At 28.5% G+C, this 15,785-nt stretch carries 11 protein-coding genes; 10 read left to right on the top strand and 1 reads right to left on the bottom strand.

Features of this window, described 5'->3' with window-relative positions; genetic code table 11:
- Nucleotides 1-823: UV DNA damage repair endonuclease UvsE (uvsE, locus tag RSF37_RS13515; RefSeq protein WP_332564911.1), on the bottom strand; the 823-nt coding region annotated here is incomplete at its 3' end.
- A gap of 238 nt (nt 824-1,061) precedes the next feature.
- Between uvsE and gdhA the strand changes: the two genes are divergently transcribed.
- The 10 genes from gdhA to RSF37_RS13465 all read left to right on the top strand — a co-directional run.
- On the top strand, nt 1,062-2,408 hold the full coding sequence (gdhA, locus tag RSF37_RS13510; protein ID WP_332564910.1) for an NADP-specific glutamate dehydrogenase: 1,347 nt from the start codon (nt 1,062-1,064) through the stop codon (nt 2,406-2,408).
- Between the two features lie 224 nt (nt 2,409-2,632).
- The gene (locus RSF37_RS13505; RefSeq protein WP_332564909.1) at nt 2,633-4,021 is read left to right on the top strand and encodes a glycosyltransferase family 2 protein; all 1,389 of its coding nucleotides are present in this window, start codon (nt 2,633-2,635) and stop codon (nt 4,019-4,021) included.
- 145 nt (nt 4,022-4,166) lie between these two features.
- On the top strand, nt 4,167-5,681 hold the full coding sequence (locus RSF37_RS13500; protein ID WP_332564908.1) for a hypothetical protein: 1,515 nt from the start codon (nt 4,167-4,169) through the stop codon (nt 5,679-5,681).
- Nucleotides 5,682-5,818: 137 nt separating this feature from the next.
- Nucleotides 5,819-6,310 (top strand): thiol peroxidase, encoded by a 492-nt coding sequence (tpx, locus tag RSF37_RS13495; RefSeq protein ID WP_332564907.1) that lies wholly within the window; start codon nt 5,819-5,821, stop codon nt 6,308-6,310.
- Nucleotides 6,311-6,452: 142 nt separating this feature from the next.
- Complete coding sequence (gene mnmH / locus RSF37_RS13490; protein ID WP_332564906.1) at nt 6,453-7,493, top strand: tRNA 2-selenouridine(34) synthase MnmH; 1,041 nt, start codon at nt 6,453-6,455, stop codon at nt 7,491-7,493.
- Nucleotides 7,494-7,506: 13 nt separating this feature from the next.
- A complete protein-coding gene (locus tag RSF37_RS13485; protein WP_332564905.1) occupies nt 7,507-9,456 on the top strand; it encodes a DNA gyrase/topoisomerase IV subunit B in 1,950 nt (649 codons plus the stop codon).
- Between the two features lie 23 nt (nt 9,457-9,479).
- Entirely contained in the window at nt 9,480-12,389 is a 2,910-nt protein-coding gene (locus RSF37_RS13480) for a DNA topoisomerase IV subunit A (protein WP_332564904.1), read from the top strand.
- Between the two features lie 16 nt (nt 12,390-12,405).
- Nucleotides 12,406-12,951 carry a DJ-1 family glyoxalase III gene (locus tag RSF37_RS13475; RefSeq protein ID WP_332564903.1) on the top strand — a complete coding sequence of 182 codons (546 nt, stop codon included), beginning with the start codon at nt 12,406-12,408 and terminating at the stop codon, nt 12,949-12,951.
- A gap of 22 nt (nt 12,952-12,973) precedes the next feature.
- Nucleotides 12,974-14,740, top strand: coding sequence for a single-stranded-DNA-specific exonuclease RecJ (gene recJ, locus RSF37_RS13470; RefSeq protein ID WP_332564902.1), 1,767 nt, complete (start codon nt 12,974-12,976; stop codon nt 14,738-14,740).
- Nucleotides 14,741-14,809: 69 nt separating this feature from the next.
- A partial coding sequence (locus tag RSF37_RS13465; RefSeq protein ID WP_332564901.1) for an undecaprenyldiphospho-muramoylpentapeptide beta-N-acetylglucosaminyltransferase occupies nt 14,810-15,785 on the top strand: 976 nt, incomplete at its 3' end.

The following is a 15,785-nucleotide window of genomic DNA, read 5'->3' as shown; positions in this document are numbered from 1 at the left end:
CAGCCATTATATCTACATTAAAGCCTTCTAGTGAATTGTAATACTTCAAAAACTCCTCTATTAATATTGTATTAGAATGAGAACCTAATCTCTTATTAAGTGATTGTTGACTGTAGTGAACCTTTATAGTACCATCTTTAGATTTCCAAGTATCTTTAATTGCACTAAGTATTTTAATATTATTCGTAGAGTTTCCTTCATAACAGTAGTAGTGAAGATTATCATATATTATTGGAATACGTATATATTCATTAATATTAAGAAGGTCATCTATACAATAATTTCTCTCATCATTTTCAATAACTAGTCTATCTTTAACATTAGAAGATAGTGAATTATAAACGTTAATAAATCTTTTTATTGCTTCTTTTTTATCATTGTATACACCACCTACATGGAGTATTATTTTATTAGATAGATCATTAGAAATGCTATCTAAAAATAGAGCGTGATATTCTAAATCTTTAATAGATTTTTTTACTGTAGATTCACTATTACTATTTAAAACAGTATATTGACCTGGATGCATTGAAACTCTAATAGAATTATTTTTTATAAGATTACTTATTTTTTTAAAGTCTTCTTTAAAATACTCGCTCCAGTTAAAATTATTTATTTCATGGCTTCCAAAAGGGATAATATCAGAACTTATTCTAAACATTAAAATTCCTTTTAAAGCATTATACTCTAGTATTTTATATAAGTCTTGTAAGTTAGATTTAGTACAATCAATTAATTTGTCATTATTATAATTTTTAAGAGTAAAAGATCTTGTAGTTTTATTATGAATTGTAAGTGGAATACATGCGTAACCTATTTTCATCTTAGAACTCCTTTTTATATATTTTATATAGTTTTAGAAAATAATCAATTATAAATACATGATACGTTAAAATTAAAAGTAAACTTTTTCATGGTGTTATAAATTTACAGTTTAATAAAATAATATAAAACATTTTAAAAGAATGATAAACTTATAAAATATAACTATATTTTATAGAAATATACAAAAAAAAGGTGTATTATATAAATAAATTATTATTGTGAGAGGGTGGAATGCAATGAATGGAAAAAAATATGTAGAAGAAGTATTAGCTAAGGTTAAAGAGAGAAATGCAGGAGAAACTGAGTTTATTGATGCAGTTACAGAGGTAGTTGAATCATTAATACCTGTATTTGATAGAAATCCAAAATTTATAGAAAATGGAATACTAGAAAGAATTGTTGAGCCAGAAAGACAAATATTCTTTAGAGTACCTTGGGTAGATGATAATGGTACTGTTCAAGTTAATAGAGGATTTAGAATACAATTTAATAGCGCTATTGGACCTTATAAAGGGGGACTTAGATTCCATCCATCAGTTAATCAAAGTATAGTTAAATTTTTAGGATTTGAGCAAATATTTAAAAATTCTCTAACAGGACTTCCAATCGGTGGAGGTAAAGGTGGAGCAGACTTTAACCCTAAAGGAAAATCAGATGGAGAAGTGATGAGATTTTGTCAAAGCTTCATGGCAGAACTTTGCATGCATATTGGTAGTGATATTGACGTACCAGCTGGAGATATTGGAGTTGGCGGTAGAGAAATAGGATATATGTATGGATACTACAAAAAGATTAGAAATACAAGCGAACAGGGTGTGTTAACTGGTAAAGGATTAAGCTACGGTGGAAGTCTTGGAAGAACTGAAGCTACAGGCTATGGATTAGTTTACTTCACTGAAGAAATGCTTAAAGCTAATGGAACAAGTTTTAAAGATAAAACTGTTGTAATATCTGGATCAGGAAATGTTGCTATATATGCAGCAGAAAAAGCAACAGAATTTGGAGCTAAAGTTGTAGCTCTTAGTGATTCAAATGGATATATTTATGATGAAAATGGAATTAATTTAGATGCAGTTAAAGAGATAAAAGAAGTTAAGAGAGGCAGAATTAAGGATTATTTAAATTATGTAAGCACTGCAAAATATGAAGAAGGGTTTAGAAATATTTGGAAAATAAAATGTGATATAGCTCTTCCATGTGCAACACAAGGAGAAATAGATAATAATTCAGCTGAAATACTTGTTGAAAATGGAGTTATTGCTGTATCAGAAGGTGCTAATATGCCATCAACTCTTGAAGCTATTAAAGTATTCCAAAATAATAAAGTTATGTTTGGACCTGCAAAAGCAGCAAATGCTGGTGGAGTTGCATGCTCTGCTTTAGAAATGTCACAAAATAGTATGAGACTTGCATGGTCTAAAGAAGAAGTACTTGAAAAATTAGAAGATATAATGGTTACAATATATAAGAATGCAAGTGATGCATGCCGTGAATACGGAGAAGAAGGAAATATATTAATGGGGGCAAATATTGCTGGATTCTTAAAAGTTTGTGATGCAATGATGGCTCAAGGAATAGTTTAAATTCAAAAAAAGACAGATCTTTTCAAGATCTGTCTTTTTATACAAAATTAAATAATGGTAAGAAACCATTGATATAATTAAGGTTTCCTTGAATTCTTAAATTTTTTTAATTTTTATATACTTGATTTTTATGTGCTATTGAATTATATTTAAAAGGATGTATTTTAAAAGAAAATAGAAAATGAATGGGGAAGGAATTCCATTTGTCATTAGGAGTGAATTTAATGGGAAACATAATTTATACTGCAACGGCAGTGTTTCAATTTTTTGTATTCTTTATAACTATGTACTTTTTAGTATTAGCTTTCTTTGGACTTTTCAGAAGAAAAGAAAAGAAAAATTATACACCAGTTAAAAAGTTTGCTATGATAGTAGCGGCTCACAATGAAGAAGTAGTTATAGGTAAACTTATAGAGAGTATGCAAAAACTTAATTATCCAAAGGAATTATACGATGTGTTTGTTATTGCTGATAACTGTGATGATAAGACAGCGGATATATCAAGAAAATATGGAGTAAATGTTTTTGAACGTTTTTGTGAAGACAAAAGAGGTAAAGGATATGCTCTTGAATGGATGTTCGGTAAGCTTTTCAAAATGGAAGAAAAGTATGATGCTATTTGCATATTTGATGCAGATAACTTAGTTCATGAAGACTTTTTGAAAGAAATTAATTCTAAAATGTTAGAAGGATATAAAGTCGTACAAGGATACATAGATAGTAAAAATCCAAACGACTCATGGATTGCAACAGCTTACTCAATAGCATTCTGGTCACAAAATAGAATGTTCCAATTAGCTAGAAGAAATGTTGGTTTATCAAATCAATTAGGTGGAACAGGATTTGCAATAGACACAGATATGTTACAGAAGCTAGGATGGGGAGCTACTTGTCTTACAGAAGATTTAGAGTTCACATGTAAGCTAGTTTCTAATGGAGAGAAAGTTGGTTGGGCTCATGATGCTAAAATATTTGATGAAAAACCACTTACTTTAAAGCAATCATGGTCACAAAGAAAAAGATGGATGCAAGGATTTACAGATGTTGCATCAAGATACTTCTTTAAGTTAATTAAGGAAGCAATTAAACAAAGGAAATGGTATATGTTTGACTGCGCACTTTATGTAATGCAACCATTTGTAACACTTTTACTAGGTGTTTCAGCTATTCTTACGTTAGTGCAATCAAATTTAGGTACGTCAGATGTATTTGTTATAAGCAATGCTTTTAGTGATATAGGATGGAAAGTATTTATAATATGCCAATTCTTAATAACACCATTAGTGCTTAAATTAGAAAAGAAAGTTTCAACAGGATTCTTTGTTATTCTATTTGTATACTCAATGAATATATTCATATTACCAGTGTTAGCTAGTAAGATTGATAGTAACTTTGCATATTGGATAGTAATGGCAGCTTATAGCTTGGCTATGATTTTAGTTACATTCATATGTTTAGGAAAGAAAGGATTAGTGTTATTTATAAGATTCTTATTATATGGATTATATACAGTAACATGGATTCCAATAACTATACAAGGTATATTAAATAAGAACAATAAAGAATGGAGTCATACTAAACACGTAAGAAATGTTGAAATTTGTGACTTATAGAGAACGGTATAAAAAGACTTAAGATTTAAAAATATCTTAAGTCTTTTTTTTATTTTTTAATAATAAATCCACTTTACAATTTATAGTTAATTCATGATATAATCCACCTGTATAGAGAATTAATGGAAGAGGAGAAGTTTTAGATATGGATAATATGAAGATAAATATAGATGTAAAAGAGGATAAATTTAATGAAAAATCCTTATTTGTAAAATTGAATATATGTGGAATGAGCAGTGGAATTGCTAATTTATATATAGGGAATATAAGTCCTTTTAATGTAAAATGTAATTTCAAATATAAAGAGAAAGATAATTTTATTGAAGTAGATAAAATGGATAATAGTAATTTAGAGTTAAATTACAAAGTCAAAATTGGTAAGCTTGCAAAACATGGACATGGTGGCGAAATAAATAAAAATATTTTAGCTTTCACTGGGGAACAGGTATTTATATTACCAGTTGAAATATTGTCATTAAAGGATATAGAAGATAGTATATGTGAACTTATTTCAATAAATATAGAAAGCTTAAAAAAACCTATACAAATCCCTTTTTGTAATGGGAAAAAATTACTTAAAAAAACTAATGTAGTATGGTCAGACGTTTATAAAATTATGAAAGACAATTATATTTTTGGAGATTTCAGTATTGGCTTTAAGAGAGATAATATAAAAATAATACGTGAAAACGGTATTTCATTAAAATGTGACATAGAAGAAAATATATATAATCTTTATAAATATTATTGTAATTTATTTAAAGAGTATGATAAGGAGTTAAAAGTAATTTTATTGAATAATAGTAAAGAAGACAAAAAAGGAATTGTTTGTGGATGTGTTGGAGATAGTATTTGTGCAACATTTGATTTTGAAAATATAAGGGATTGGCAACTTTTATCTCATAGAATGTTTCATAATTTTATGGATTATAAAATAAAAAGCAAAGTATTTCATGTAACACCTAATTTATGGCTTACAGAGGGGCTTGCTACATACTATGAAATCTCGGCTTTAGAAAGTTTAAGTTATAGATTGAAAGAAATTCTAGGAGTTGATAGTGAAAGTGAATTTAAAAAAATATTTTTAAGATATTTATATATGAAGTTTAAAAATAAAGATCTTTTAGAAATTTCGCCTATGGAAGAAGGTTCGTTAAGGAGTTTAGGAAAAGTTGAATTTTTACATTACACTGTAGCGCCTCTTATTGTTAAGTATATTGAAGATGTGATTTATAAAAATAGAAAAGAAAAAGATAGTATTATTACATATATAAGTAATCTTAATTATAAAGAGGTATTTAATATGGAGGATTTATTTTTCTATTTATTTGGCGAAAAGAAAGATTCGTTTGCAATGACGTTTTTATTTAACTCTGAAATTATTCCATTATGGTATTTAAGTGATGGAATAGAAGATGAAGAAGAAATAATAAATAGTATTAATGAATACGACTATATATTATGGTCATGGTTTCAAAGAGAAGGAGTTAATTATGAGAGAAGTATAATAAGTTCTAATGATATAAAAGAAGACTATGAAATAATAGCAAATAAACTGAATATAAATTTTAGCAATAAGCTATTTGAAAATATGGTTAAAAAAGCTTCTTATACAATTTATATATTACTAAAGAAACATTACCTTGGAATTTATATTTAACTTATAGGGAAAAGTATTATTAATATAATGTTCAAAAATAATCTATTGATTTATATTGCAAATGGTATAGAATATAAATTAAGAAACAGATAATATTAAAAGAAAATAATTATTGATTAGTAATAGGAGTGATATATATGAATATAACAGCACAAGGAAACAAAATAACATTAAGAGGAGCAGAAGTTAGATTAGGACAGGAAGCACCAGACTTCGTTTTATATGATAACTCATTAAATAAAGTAACTTTAAAAGATACAGATGGAAAGAGAGTATTCTTAGCAGTACCTTCACTTGATACACCAGTTTGTGATTTAGAAGTTAAAAGATTCAACAAGGAAGCAACAAATTTAAAAGATGCTAAAGTTTATGTAGTATCAATGGATTTACCATTTGCACAAGCTAGATGGTGTGGAGCTGAAGATGTAGAAAATGTAATTACTTTATCAGACTACAAAGATAGATCATTTGGTGAAAATTATGGTTTATACATTGAAGAAATGGGCTTACTTGCAAGAGCAGTATTCGTAATAGATGAAAAGAATAATGTAACATATGTAGAATATTGTAAGGATATAAGTGATGAGCCAAATTATGATAAAGCATTAGAAGCTTTAAAATCATTATAATAATAAGTTTATTTAGAATAAAAAATATAATATATACTATATGAAATAACCGTGCAAACACTTGTACGGTTATTTTCTTTTTTATTTTAGTAAAATTGTGATAGAATAGAATGGTTAATAAATTATATGGGAGGTCTTAGAAATGTTCAATATGATAGAATATGAAGAAATTGATAGAATAAAAGATGATTATATTCTTATAGATGTCAGATCTCCAAAGGAATTTGAAGAAGCAACTATAAAAGGCGCTATTAATATACCAGTGCTTTTAGATAATGAGAGAGAAACAGTTGGAACAATATATGTTAGAGAAAGTACGGAAGAAGCTAAGAGTGTCGGGATTAGTTTTATATCAAAGAGGCTTCCGGAAATATTTAATAAGATTCAAGAGTTATATATAAAAAATCAAGGAAAGAAAATAGTGATCTTCTGCTCTCGTGGTGGAATGAGAAGCGGAAGTATCCATAGTCTTTTATATTCACTTGGACTTAAAGTTTATAAACTTAAAGGTGGATATAAGTCTTATAGAAGATATATAAATGAAAATCTAAAAAAAGTAAACGAAGATGTCAAATATATAGTTTTATACGGAAAAACAGGAGTTGGTAAAACTGTATACTTGAAAAAGTTAAAAGAAATGGGTTATGATATTTTAGATTTAGAAGGTGCTGCAAATCATAGAGGTTCAATTCTTGGAAGTGTTTCCTTAGGTAATTGTAGCAGTCAAAAAGCTTTTGAAACTGAAATTTTTGAAGAATTAAAAAGTAGAAAAAGTAATCTTGTTTTAGTAGAAGGTGAAAGTAAAAGAATAGGGAATACAATAATTCCAGATTTTATTTTCAAATCAATGCAAAATGGAATAAAAGTTTGTATTGAAGATTCATTAAACAATAGAAGCGAACTTTTAATAAAAGAGTACATAAAAGACCAAAATAGTGTAGATGAACTTATGGTATGTTTAGATAGATTGAAAAGATATTTAAATGATGAAAGAGTAGAAGGTTATAAAAAGCTACTTTTAGATGGTGATTATAAAACTGTATGCGAAGAGCTTATGGTTAAGTATTATGATCCTTTATATTCAAATGGCTTTAAAATAAAAGATTTTTATGAAGTTATTATAAATGAAGATAGAGAAGAAACAGTAAATAGACTAATTAATATTTACAGTAAGAATTCTTAAGGTGGAGGAAAAAATGGTAAAAGAAAGTAATATGTCATATGATGTTACGGATTTAACATCCTTAGAAAAATTAGAACCGGTAAGAATAAGACCAGGTATGTATATAGGCTCTACAGGTAGTAAGGGCCTTCATCATTGTGTTTGGGAAATATTAGATAACTCAATTGATGAAATTTCAAATGGTTATGGAAGCAAAGCTACAGTAATATTAAATAAAGATAAGAGTGTAACTATTATAGATGATGGTAGAGGAATACCAACAGGAATTCATCCAATTAAGAAAAAAAGTGGAGTTGAAATGGTATATACAGAACTTCATACAGGTGGGAAATTTGATAACAAGAACTATAAAACATCAGGAGGTTTACATGGAGTTGGATCTGCTGTAGTTAATGCATTATCTAAATGGGTTGAAGTAGAAGTTCACCAAAATGGTAATATATATAAGCAAAGATTTGAATATGCTTATGACAAAGAACTTAAAAAAGATATGCCAGGAACACCTGTTACACCTTTAGAAGTGATTGGAAAGTCTAAAGAAACAGGTACTAAAGTTACTTTCTTACCTGATAAGAGAGTTTTTTCAAATACTGATTTTAAATTTGATATTATAGATGAAAGACTTCAAGAATTAGCATTCCAAAACAAAGGAATGAGACTTGAACTTATAGATAAAAGAGATGATGATGAAATAAAAAAAGAATATTACTCAGAAAGAGGGCTTTTGGATTTTATAGAGTACTTAAATGAGAGTAAGACGCCTATTCATAAAGAACCGATTCTTTTTGAAGGAGAAAAAGAGATTGGCGGAATAGCTATGGCTGGAGAAATATGTATGCAATTTACAGATTCAACAACTGATAATATAGCAAGTTACGTAAATAATATTCCGACAACAGAAGCTGGAACTCATGAAACAGGATTCAAAACTGGAATGACAAGAGCTTTTAAAGAATGGTCAAGAAAGCTTGGGCTTTTAAAAGAAAAGGATAAGGAATTTGAAGGTGATGACTTACGTGAAGGGATGACTGCAATTGTAAGAATAAAAATTTCAAATCCTGTCTTTGAAGGACAAACAAAAACAAAGCTTGGAAATGCTGAAGCTTATACTATGATGAATGAAGTAGCGTATACTAAACTTTCAGAGTGGATTGAAGATAATAAAGAACTTGCAAGCAAAATAATAAATAATGCACTTCAAGCAGCGCAAAGAAGAGAAAAAATAAAAAAAATAAATGAAGCTGAAAAGAAAAAGATAGGTAAAGGGGCAGCCCCTCTGGCAGGTAAAGTTGCTGTATGTACTGGACGTGATAAACAATATAATGAGTTTATCGTAGTTGAGGGAGATTCAGCTGGAGGTTCAGCAAAACAAGCTAGAGATAGAAAATTCCAAAGTATTATGCCGTCAAAAGGTAAGATAATGAATACTGAAAAACAAAAGCTTGAAAATGTACTAGCATCAGAAGAACTTAAAATATTCAATACTGCAATTGGTACAGGAACTTTAGATAATTATAATGAAGATGATTTAAAGTACAATAAAATAATAATTATGAGTGATGCCGATGTTGATGGATATCATATAAGAACACTTTGGATGACTTATATTTATAGATATATGAGACCACTTATTGCAAATGGACATTTATATTTAGCAAGACCACCTCTTTATAAAGTATATAAAAAGGTAAAAGGTAAAGAAGTAAGTGATTATGCTTATTCAGATGAAGAACTTGAAGAAGTTAAGAAGCAAATTGGTAAGGGAGCCTTAATCCAAAGATATAAAGGTCTTGGAGAAATGAATCCTGATCAATTATGGGAAACAACATTAAACCCGGAAAGTAGAACTTTATTACAAGTAACTATAGATGATGCTGCAAAAGCTGAAAAGATGGTATCTCTTTTAATGGGAGATGTTGTTGAACCTAGAAGAAAGTATATGTATAAATACGGAGAATTTTAAATAGATAGAAATGGAGTAATGTTATGGCTAAAAAAGTTAATAATATACCAGTAGATAGAAACATAATAAGAGTTCCTATTGAAGAAGCGATGCCGGATAATTATCTTCCTTACGCTATAGAAGTAGCAAAGGATAGAGCACTTCCAGACGTTAGGGACGGATTAAAACCAGTTCATAGAAGAATATTATATGGAGCATACCTTTTAAAGGCATTTCCAGATAGACCATATTATAAATCAGCAAGAATAGTTGGGGATATTTTAGGTAAATTTCATCCTCACGGTGACTCATCAGTATATGATGCAATGGTTATACTTGCACAAAACTTCTCCACACGAGAGCCTTTGATCTCAGGACACGGTAATTGGGGTTCAATGGATGGAGATGGAGCGGCTGCTATGAGATATACAGAAGCTAGACTTGCTCCAATTGCTATGGAAATGATAAGAGATATTGATAAAGATACTGTAACTATGGTACCAAACTATTCAGATAGTGAAATGGAACCTACAGTTCTTCCAAGTAGATATCCAAACCTTTTAGTTAATGGAACATTTGGTATTGCAGTTGGTCTTGCAACTAATATTCCACCACATAACTTAGGGGAAGTTACAGATGGTGTTTTAGCTTATATTGATAATGAAGATATTACAACTGATGAGCTAATGCAATATATAAAAGGACCAGACCTTCCAACGGGTGGAGTTTTAATTGGGAAAAATTCATTAAAATCTGCATATGAAACTGGAGAAGGGAAAGTAACGTGTAGAGCAAAAACTGCAATAGAAACCTTAGAAAATGGACGACTTGGAATTGTAATTACAGAATTCCCATACAGAAGAAATAAGTCTAAAATTCTTCAAACTATATCAGAAATGACAGCAGATAAGAAGCATGCTAAAGTTTTAGAAGGAATTACTGATATACGTGATGAGTCAGATAGAAATGGCGTAAGATCAGTTGTTGAATTCAAAAAGGCTATGAGTGAAGCCGATGTTGATAAAGTACTAAAATATTTATTTAAGAAAACAGACTTACAATGTAATATAAGCTTTAATATGGTTGCACTTTGTAATGGAAAACCCCAAACTATGGGATTAAAAACAATAATAATGCATTATGTAAACCATCAGAAGGATATTATAACTAGAAGAACTAAGAGGGAACTTGAAATTGCAGAAAAAAGATTCCATATAGTTGAAGGTTTTATAAAAGCTATAGATATAATGGATAATGTAATTAAGACTATTAGAGCTTCAAAATCAAAAAAGGATGCATCGGATAATTTAATAAAAGAATTCGGATTTACTGAAGCTCAAGCAGGTGCAATACTAGACCTTATGCTATATAGGTTAACAGGTCTTGAAATTAAAGTATTTGAAAAAGAATATAAAGAACTTCAAAAGGAAATAAAGAAATTAAGAAAAATATTATCAGAAGAAAAAGAACTTTCAAGAGTAATTAAAGAAGAGCTTATAGAAGTTTGTAATAAATTTAAAAATCCTAGAAGAACAAATATAATTGAAGATGATAATATAGCTAAAATAGATGTAGAAGAACTTATAGTTATTGAAGATGTTATGGTTACTTTATCAAAGGATGGATTTATAAAGAGAATTCCTCATAAAAACTATATAAGATCAAATCAAGATGCAGAAGCAATTGATTATAGAGAAGGGGATGAACTTAAATTCTTATTTGAATCTAATACTAGAGATAATATATTGATATTTACTGATAAAGGATTTATGTATCAAACTAAAGGTATAAACATTCCAGAAGGAAAATGGAAAGATAAAGGGGAAAGAATTGATACAATTATTAAAACTTTAAACTTAGACGAAGAGAATATAATTTGTGTTATGTCAGAAACTACCCTAAATCCAAGTAAGTTCCTTCAGTTTATTACAAATAAAGGGATGATTAAGAAAAGTTCATTAGATAAATTCAAAACATCATATAGTAAACTTCAAGCAATTAAGCTTAAAGAAGATGAAAAAGTAATTAATATAACATCTTTAACGATGGAAGAGAAAAAAGATTTCTTAAAAGTTAAAACTAAAATTGGCTTAGAATTTAATTTGGAAATACCAGAAATAGTAGATACACCAAGAAATATTACAGGAAGTTATTTATTTACTCTATCAGATAATGATGAAATAATAGATTGTAATTATGTAGATACACTTGAATATAAAGAGTTTGCAATAGGTGTAACTAATAAAAATTATATTAAAGCACTATCAAGGGTTGCAAAAAATGATGATCTTAAAACTTATACAGACACATTAAGTGAATTATTATTATTTACTGATAAAGGTAATGTGATTAAACTAAAATCGTTTATTCTAGAAAATGTAATTTCAAAGGAAATAAAAATAAACGATGTAGTTTCAGGTCTTAAAAAAGATGAAAAAATAATAAAAATAGTATCACTTAAGGAATATAAAGAAGATTTAGCAGTATTTTTAATAACTAAGAGAGGATTAGTTAAAAAGACAATGTTATCTGAATACAGTCATGAATTTACAATAACTCAGTATTATAAATTTAAGTTTGATGATGATAAAATAGTATCTGTAAGTATAAACAATCATAGAATTGGCGAATTAGTAATAGTTACTAAAAAAGGTATGGCTATAAGATTTAATGTATCAAATATTAATCCTATGGGAAGAGTTGCATCAGGTGTTACTGGTATAAGTTTAAAAGATAATGATGAAGCTATTTACGGAAGGTATATAATAGGTAGTGAAGATAATGAAATTGCAGCTACTTCTACAGAGGAAGGTGTGTTTACATTAACATCACTTAATAAAAATATAGAAAAAGTTGAAATTTCAAATATAAAACTTCAAAATAGAGCAGGAAGAGGAACAGATGTTATGGTTATTTCATTAGATGATGAGGTGACTTCTGTTCAATATAATTAGACGGGAGGAGATTTTAATGAAAAATGTAGCAGTACTATTAGCAAATGGATTTGAGGAAATTGAAGCTCTAACAGTTGTGGATGTTTTAAGAAGAGCAAATGTTAATTGTAATATTATATCTATTAATGAAATTGAAGTTGTTGGTGCACATAATATTAGAGTTATGGCAGATTTAATACTTAAAGATGATTTAGATGTTGATATGGTGGTGCTTCCAGGAGGAATGCCAGGTGCTAAAAATTTAAAAGAAGATACTAGAGTAATTAAATTACTAAAAAGAATGAATGAAGAAAAGAAAAAAATAGCAGCAATTTGTGCAGCTCCAATAGTTCTTGAAGAAGCAAAGATTATAGAAGGCAAAAATGTTACTTCATATCCAGGATTTGAAAGTGATTTAAAGGATGTTAACTATAAAGAGGATTTAGTAGTAGTAAGTGATAATATAATAACTAGTAGAGGTCCTGCAACTGCATTAGAATTCTCATACAAATTATTAGATGAATTAAATGTACTAAAGAGTGATGAACTTAAAGATGAAATGCTATATAATTTAATAAAGTAATTTAGAAAAAGAGGAAGTATAGATGAAAGAGAAGTGGCTTGTAAGAAACAAAAAAGAGGAATTTCTAAAGTTATCTAAGGATGTAGATGAGAATAGTCTTATACTTAGATTACTTGCAAATAGAGGGATTTCAACTAAAGAAGCAGCTTCTCTTTTTCTTAATGGTAAAACTTTTGATATGTATGATAGTTTTCTTTTGAAAGATTTAAAAGAGGGCGTAAATATTATAAAAAATGCCATAGAAAAAGGGAAGAAAATAGTTATATATGGTGATTATGATTGTGATGGCGTTTGTAGCACAACAATACTTTATAAAGGACTTAAAAGGTTAGGAGCTAATTTTAAATATCATATTCCAAATAGAGAAAATGAAGGATATGGTATGAATAAAGATAGAATTAATATTTTAAGAGAAGAAGGCTTTGAAGTATTACTTACTTGTGATAATGGAATATCAGCATTTGAAGAAGTAACTTTTGCAAAAGAACTTGGATTTGAAGTTGTAATAACTGATCATCATGATATACCTATAATTGAAGAAAATGGTGAAAAGGTAAGAAGTTTTCCAGAAGGTGACGCTGTAGTTAATCCAAAAAGAGAAGACTGTAAGTACCCCTTTAAAAATTTATGTGGAGCCGGGGTAGCATTTAAGTTTGTACAAGGACTTTATAAAGAGTTTTCTATACCCATAGAAGAAAGTTTTGAACTTTTAGAATATGCAGCAATTGCAACAGTATGTGATGTTGTTGATATTGTTGATGAAAATAGAATAATTGTTAAAAAAGGACTAGAATTAATAAATAATACTAAAAACAAAGGTTTAAAAGAACTTATAAAAGTAAAGAAATTAGAAGAGAAGGAGATATCTGAATATCATTTTGGTTTTGTAATTGGTCCATGTATAAATGCAACAGGAAGACTTGAAATTGCAGATATATCAGTTGAACTTTTAATAACAGAAGATGATGATAGAGCTAAAGAACTTGCAAGCAAGTTAAATGACTTAAATGAAAAGAGACAGGAACTTACAAGTGAAAGCACCGAGAAAGTAATAGAAAAAATAGAAAGTAGTTTAAGTAAAGACGATAAAGTAATTGTTGTTTATGAAGGTTCTATACATGAAAGTATTGCAGGAATAGTTGCTGGAAGAGTTAGAGAAAAATATAACTTACCAAGTATTGTAATGACAAGTGGTAAAGAGATGCCAAAGGGATCTGGACGATCTATTGAAGAATATAATATGTTTTTAGAACTATCCAAATGCAAAAGTATTCTTTCAAAGTTTGGAGGACATCCTATGGCAGCAGGCCTTTCTGTTTTAGAAGAGAACATCCCACTTTTAAGAAAAGAACTTAATGATAAGTGCACTTTAACTGAGGAAGATGTAATTCCTAAAGTTATAATAGATGCACCACTTCAAATAGAATACTTAAATATGGAATTAGTTAATAAGCTTTCTAATATGCGACCTTTTGGAAAGGGAAATTGGAGTCCTATCTTTGCTGTTAAAGATGTTACTGTAAAGAGAGTAATATTTATGGGAAAGGACAAAAATTTCTTAAGGTTTAAAATGGAGTATGGAAATGGTAAGCAAATAGATGGTGTTAACTTTAATAAGTTTGAAAAATTTAAAGAAATGTATATTGATAAGTATGGAGAAGAAGGGTTTTTAAAATTACAAGATAGTGGGTACTGCAATTTTAAGATGGATATACTTTATTATCCTGAAATAAATGAATTTAAGGGTATTTCAAACATTCAATTATCAATTAAAAGTTTCAGATTGTAAATATAACTATATAATATAGTATATAAATAAATAAAATAATGAGATAACTATATAAGGAGTGGATATTTTTTGAGTAAATATAAAATAATTATGACTGGAGGGGGAACTGCAGGACACGTTACCCCAAATTTAGCATTAGTACCATCATTAATAGAAGAAGGATTTGAAATAAAGTACATAGGAAGTAAAGATGGTATAGAAAAAGAAATTATAACAAATAATAATATTCCATACTATGGTATTTCTTCAGGAAAGCTTAGAAGATACTTTGATATAAAGAACTTCACTGATCCTTTTAAAGTTATAAAGGGAGTACATGAAGCAAGAAAAATATTAGCGAAAGAAAAGCCAGATGTAATATTCTCAAAAGGTGGGTTTGTTACGGTGCCTGTTGTTATAGCAGCATCTATGAAAAAAATTCCAGTAATAGCACATGAGTCTGATATTACTCCAGGACTTGCCAATAAACTTGCATCACCATTTTGTGACAAATTATGTGTAACGTTTAGAGAAAGTTTACAGTTTGTTCATAAAGATAAAGGTGTTTTAACAGGAAGCCCAATAAGAAAAGAAATTTTAACAGGTTCAAAAGAAAAGGGAAAAGAGATTTGTGGATTCAAAAATAACAAAGATATCATTCTTGTAATGGGAGGAAGTTTGGGGTCAAAGATTATAAATGATAGCATAAGAGAGAATATAAATAATATTCTGAAAGATAATAACATTATACACATTTGTGGTAAAGGTAATATTGACAAAACATTGGAAAATATAGACGGTTACAAGCAATTTGAATATGTAAGTGATGATCTTAAACACTTAATGCAATCATCAGATTATATAATTTCAAGGGCTGGAGCTAATTCAATATTCGAATTTTTGGCGCTTAGAAAGCCAACACTGTTAATTCCACTGTCAAAAAATGCAAGTAGAGGAGACCAAATTTTAAATGCAAACTCATTTGAAAAGGAAGGATTCTCATTAGTTATGCAAGAAGAAGAACTTGCGAATAAGAGTATTTTAGATGGAATTAAAATGTTAAAAG

The organism is Clostridium sp. (genome assembly GCF_036643715.1).
Lineage (GTDB): Bacteria > Bacillota > Clostridia > Clostridiales > Clostridiaceae > Clostridium.
This window is presented reverse-complemented; position numbering and strand designations above follow the sequence as displayed.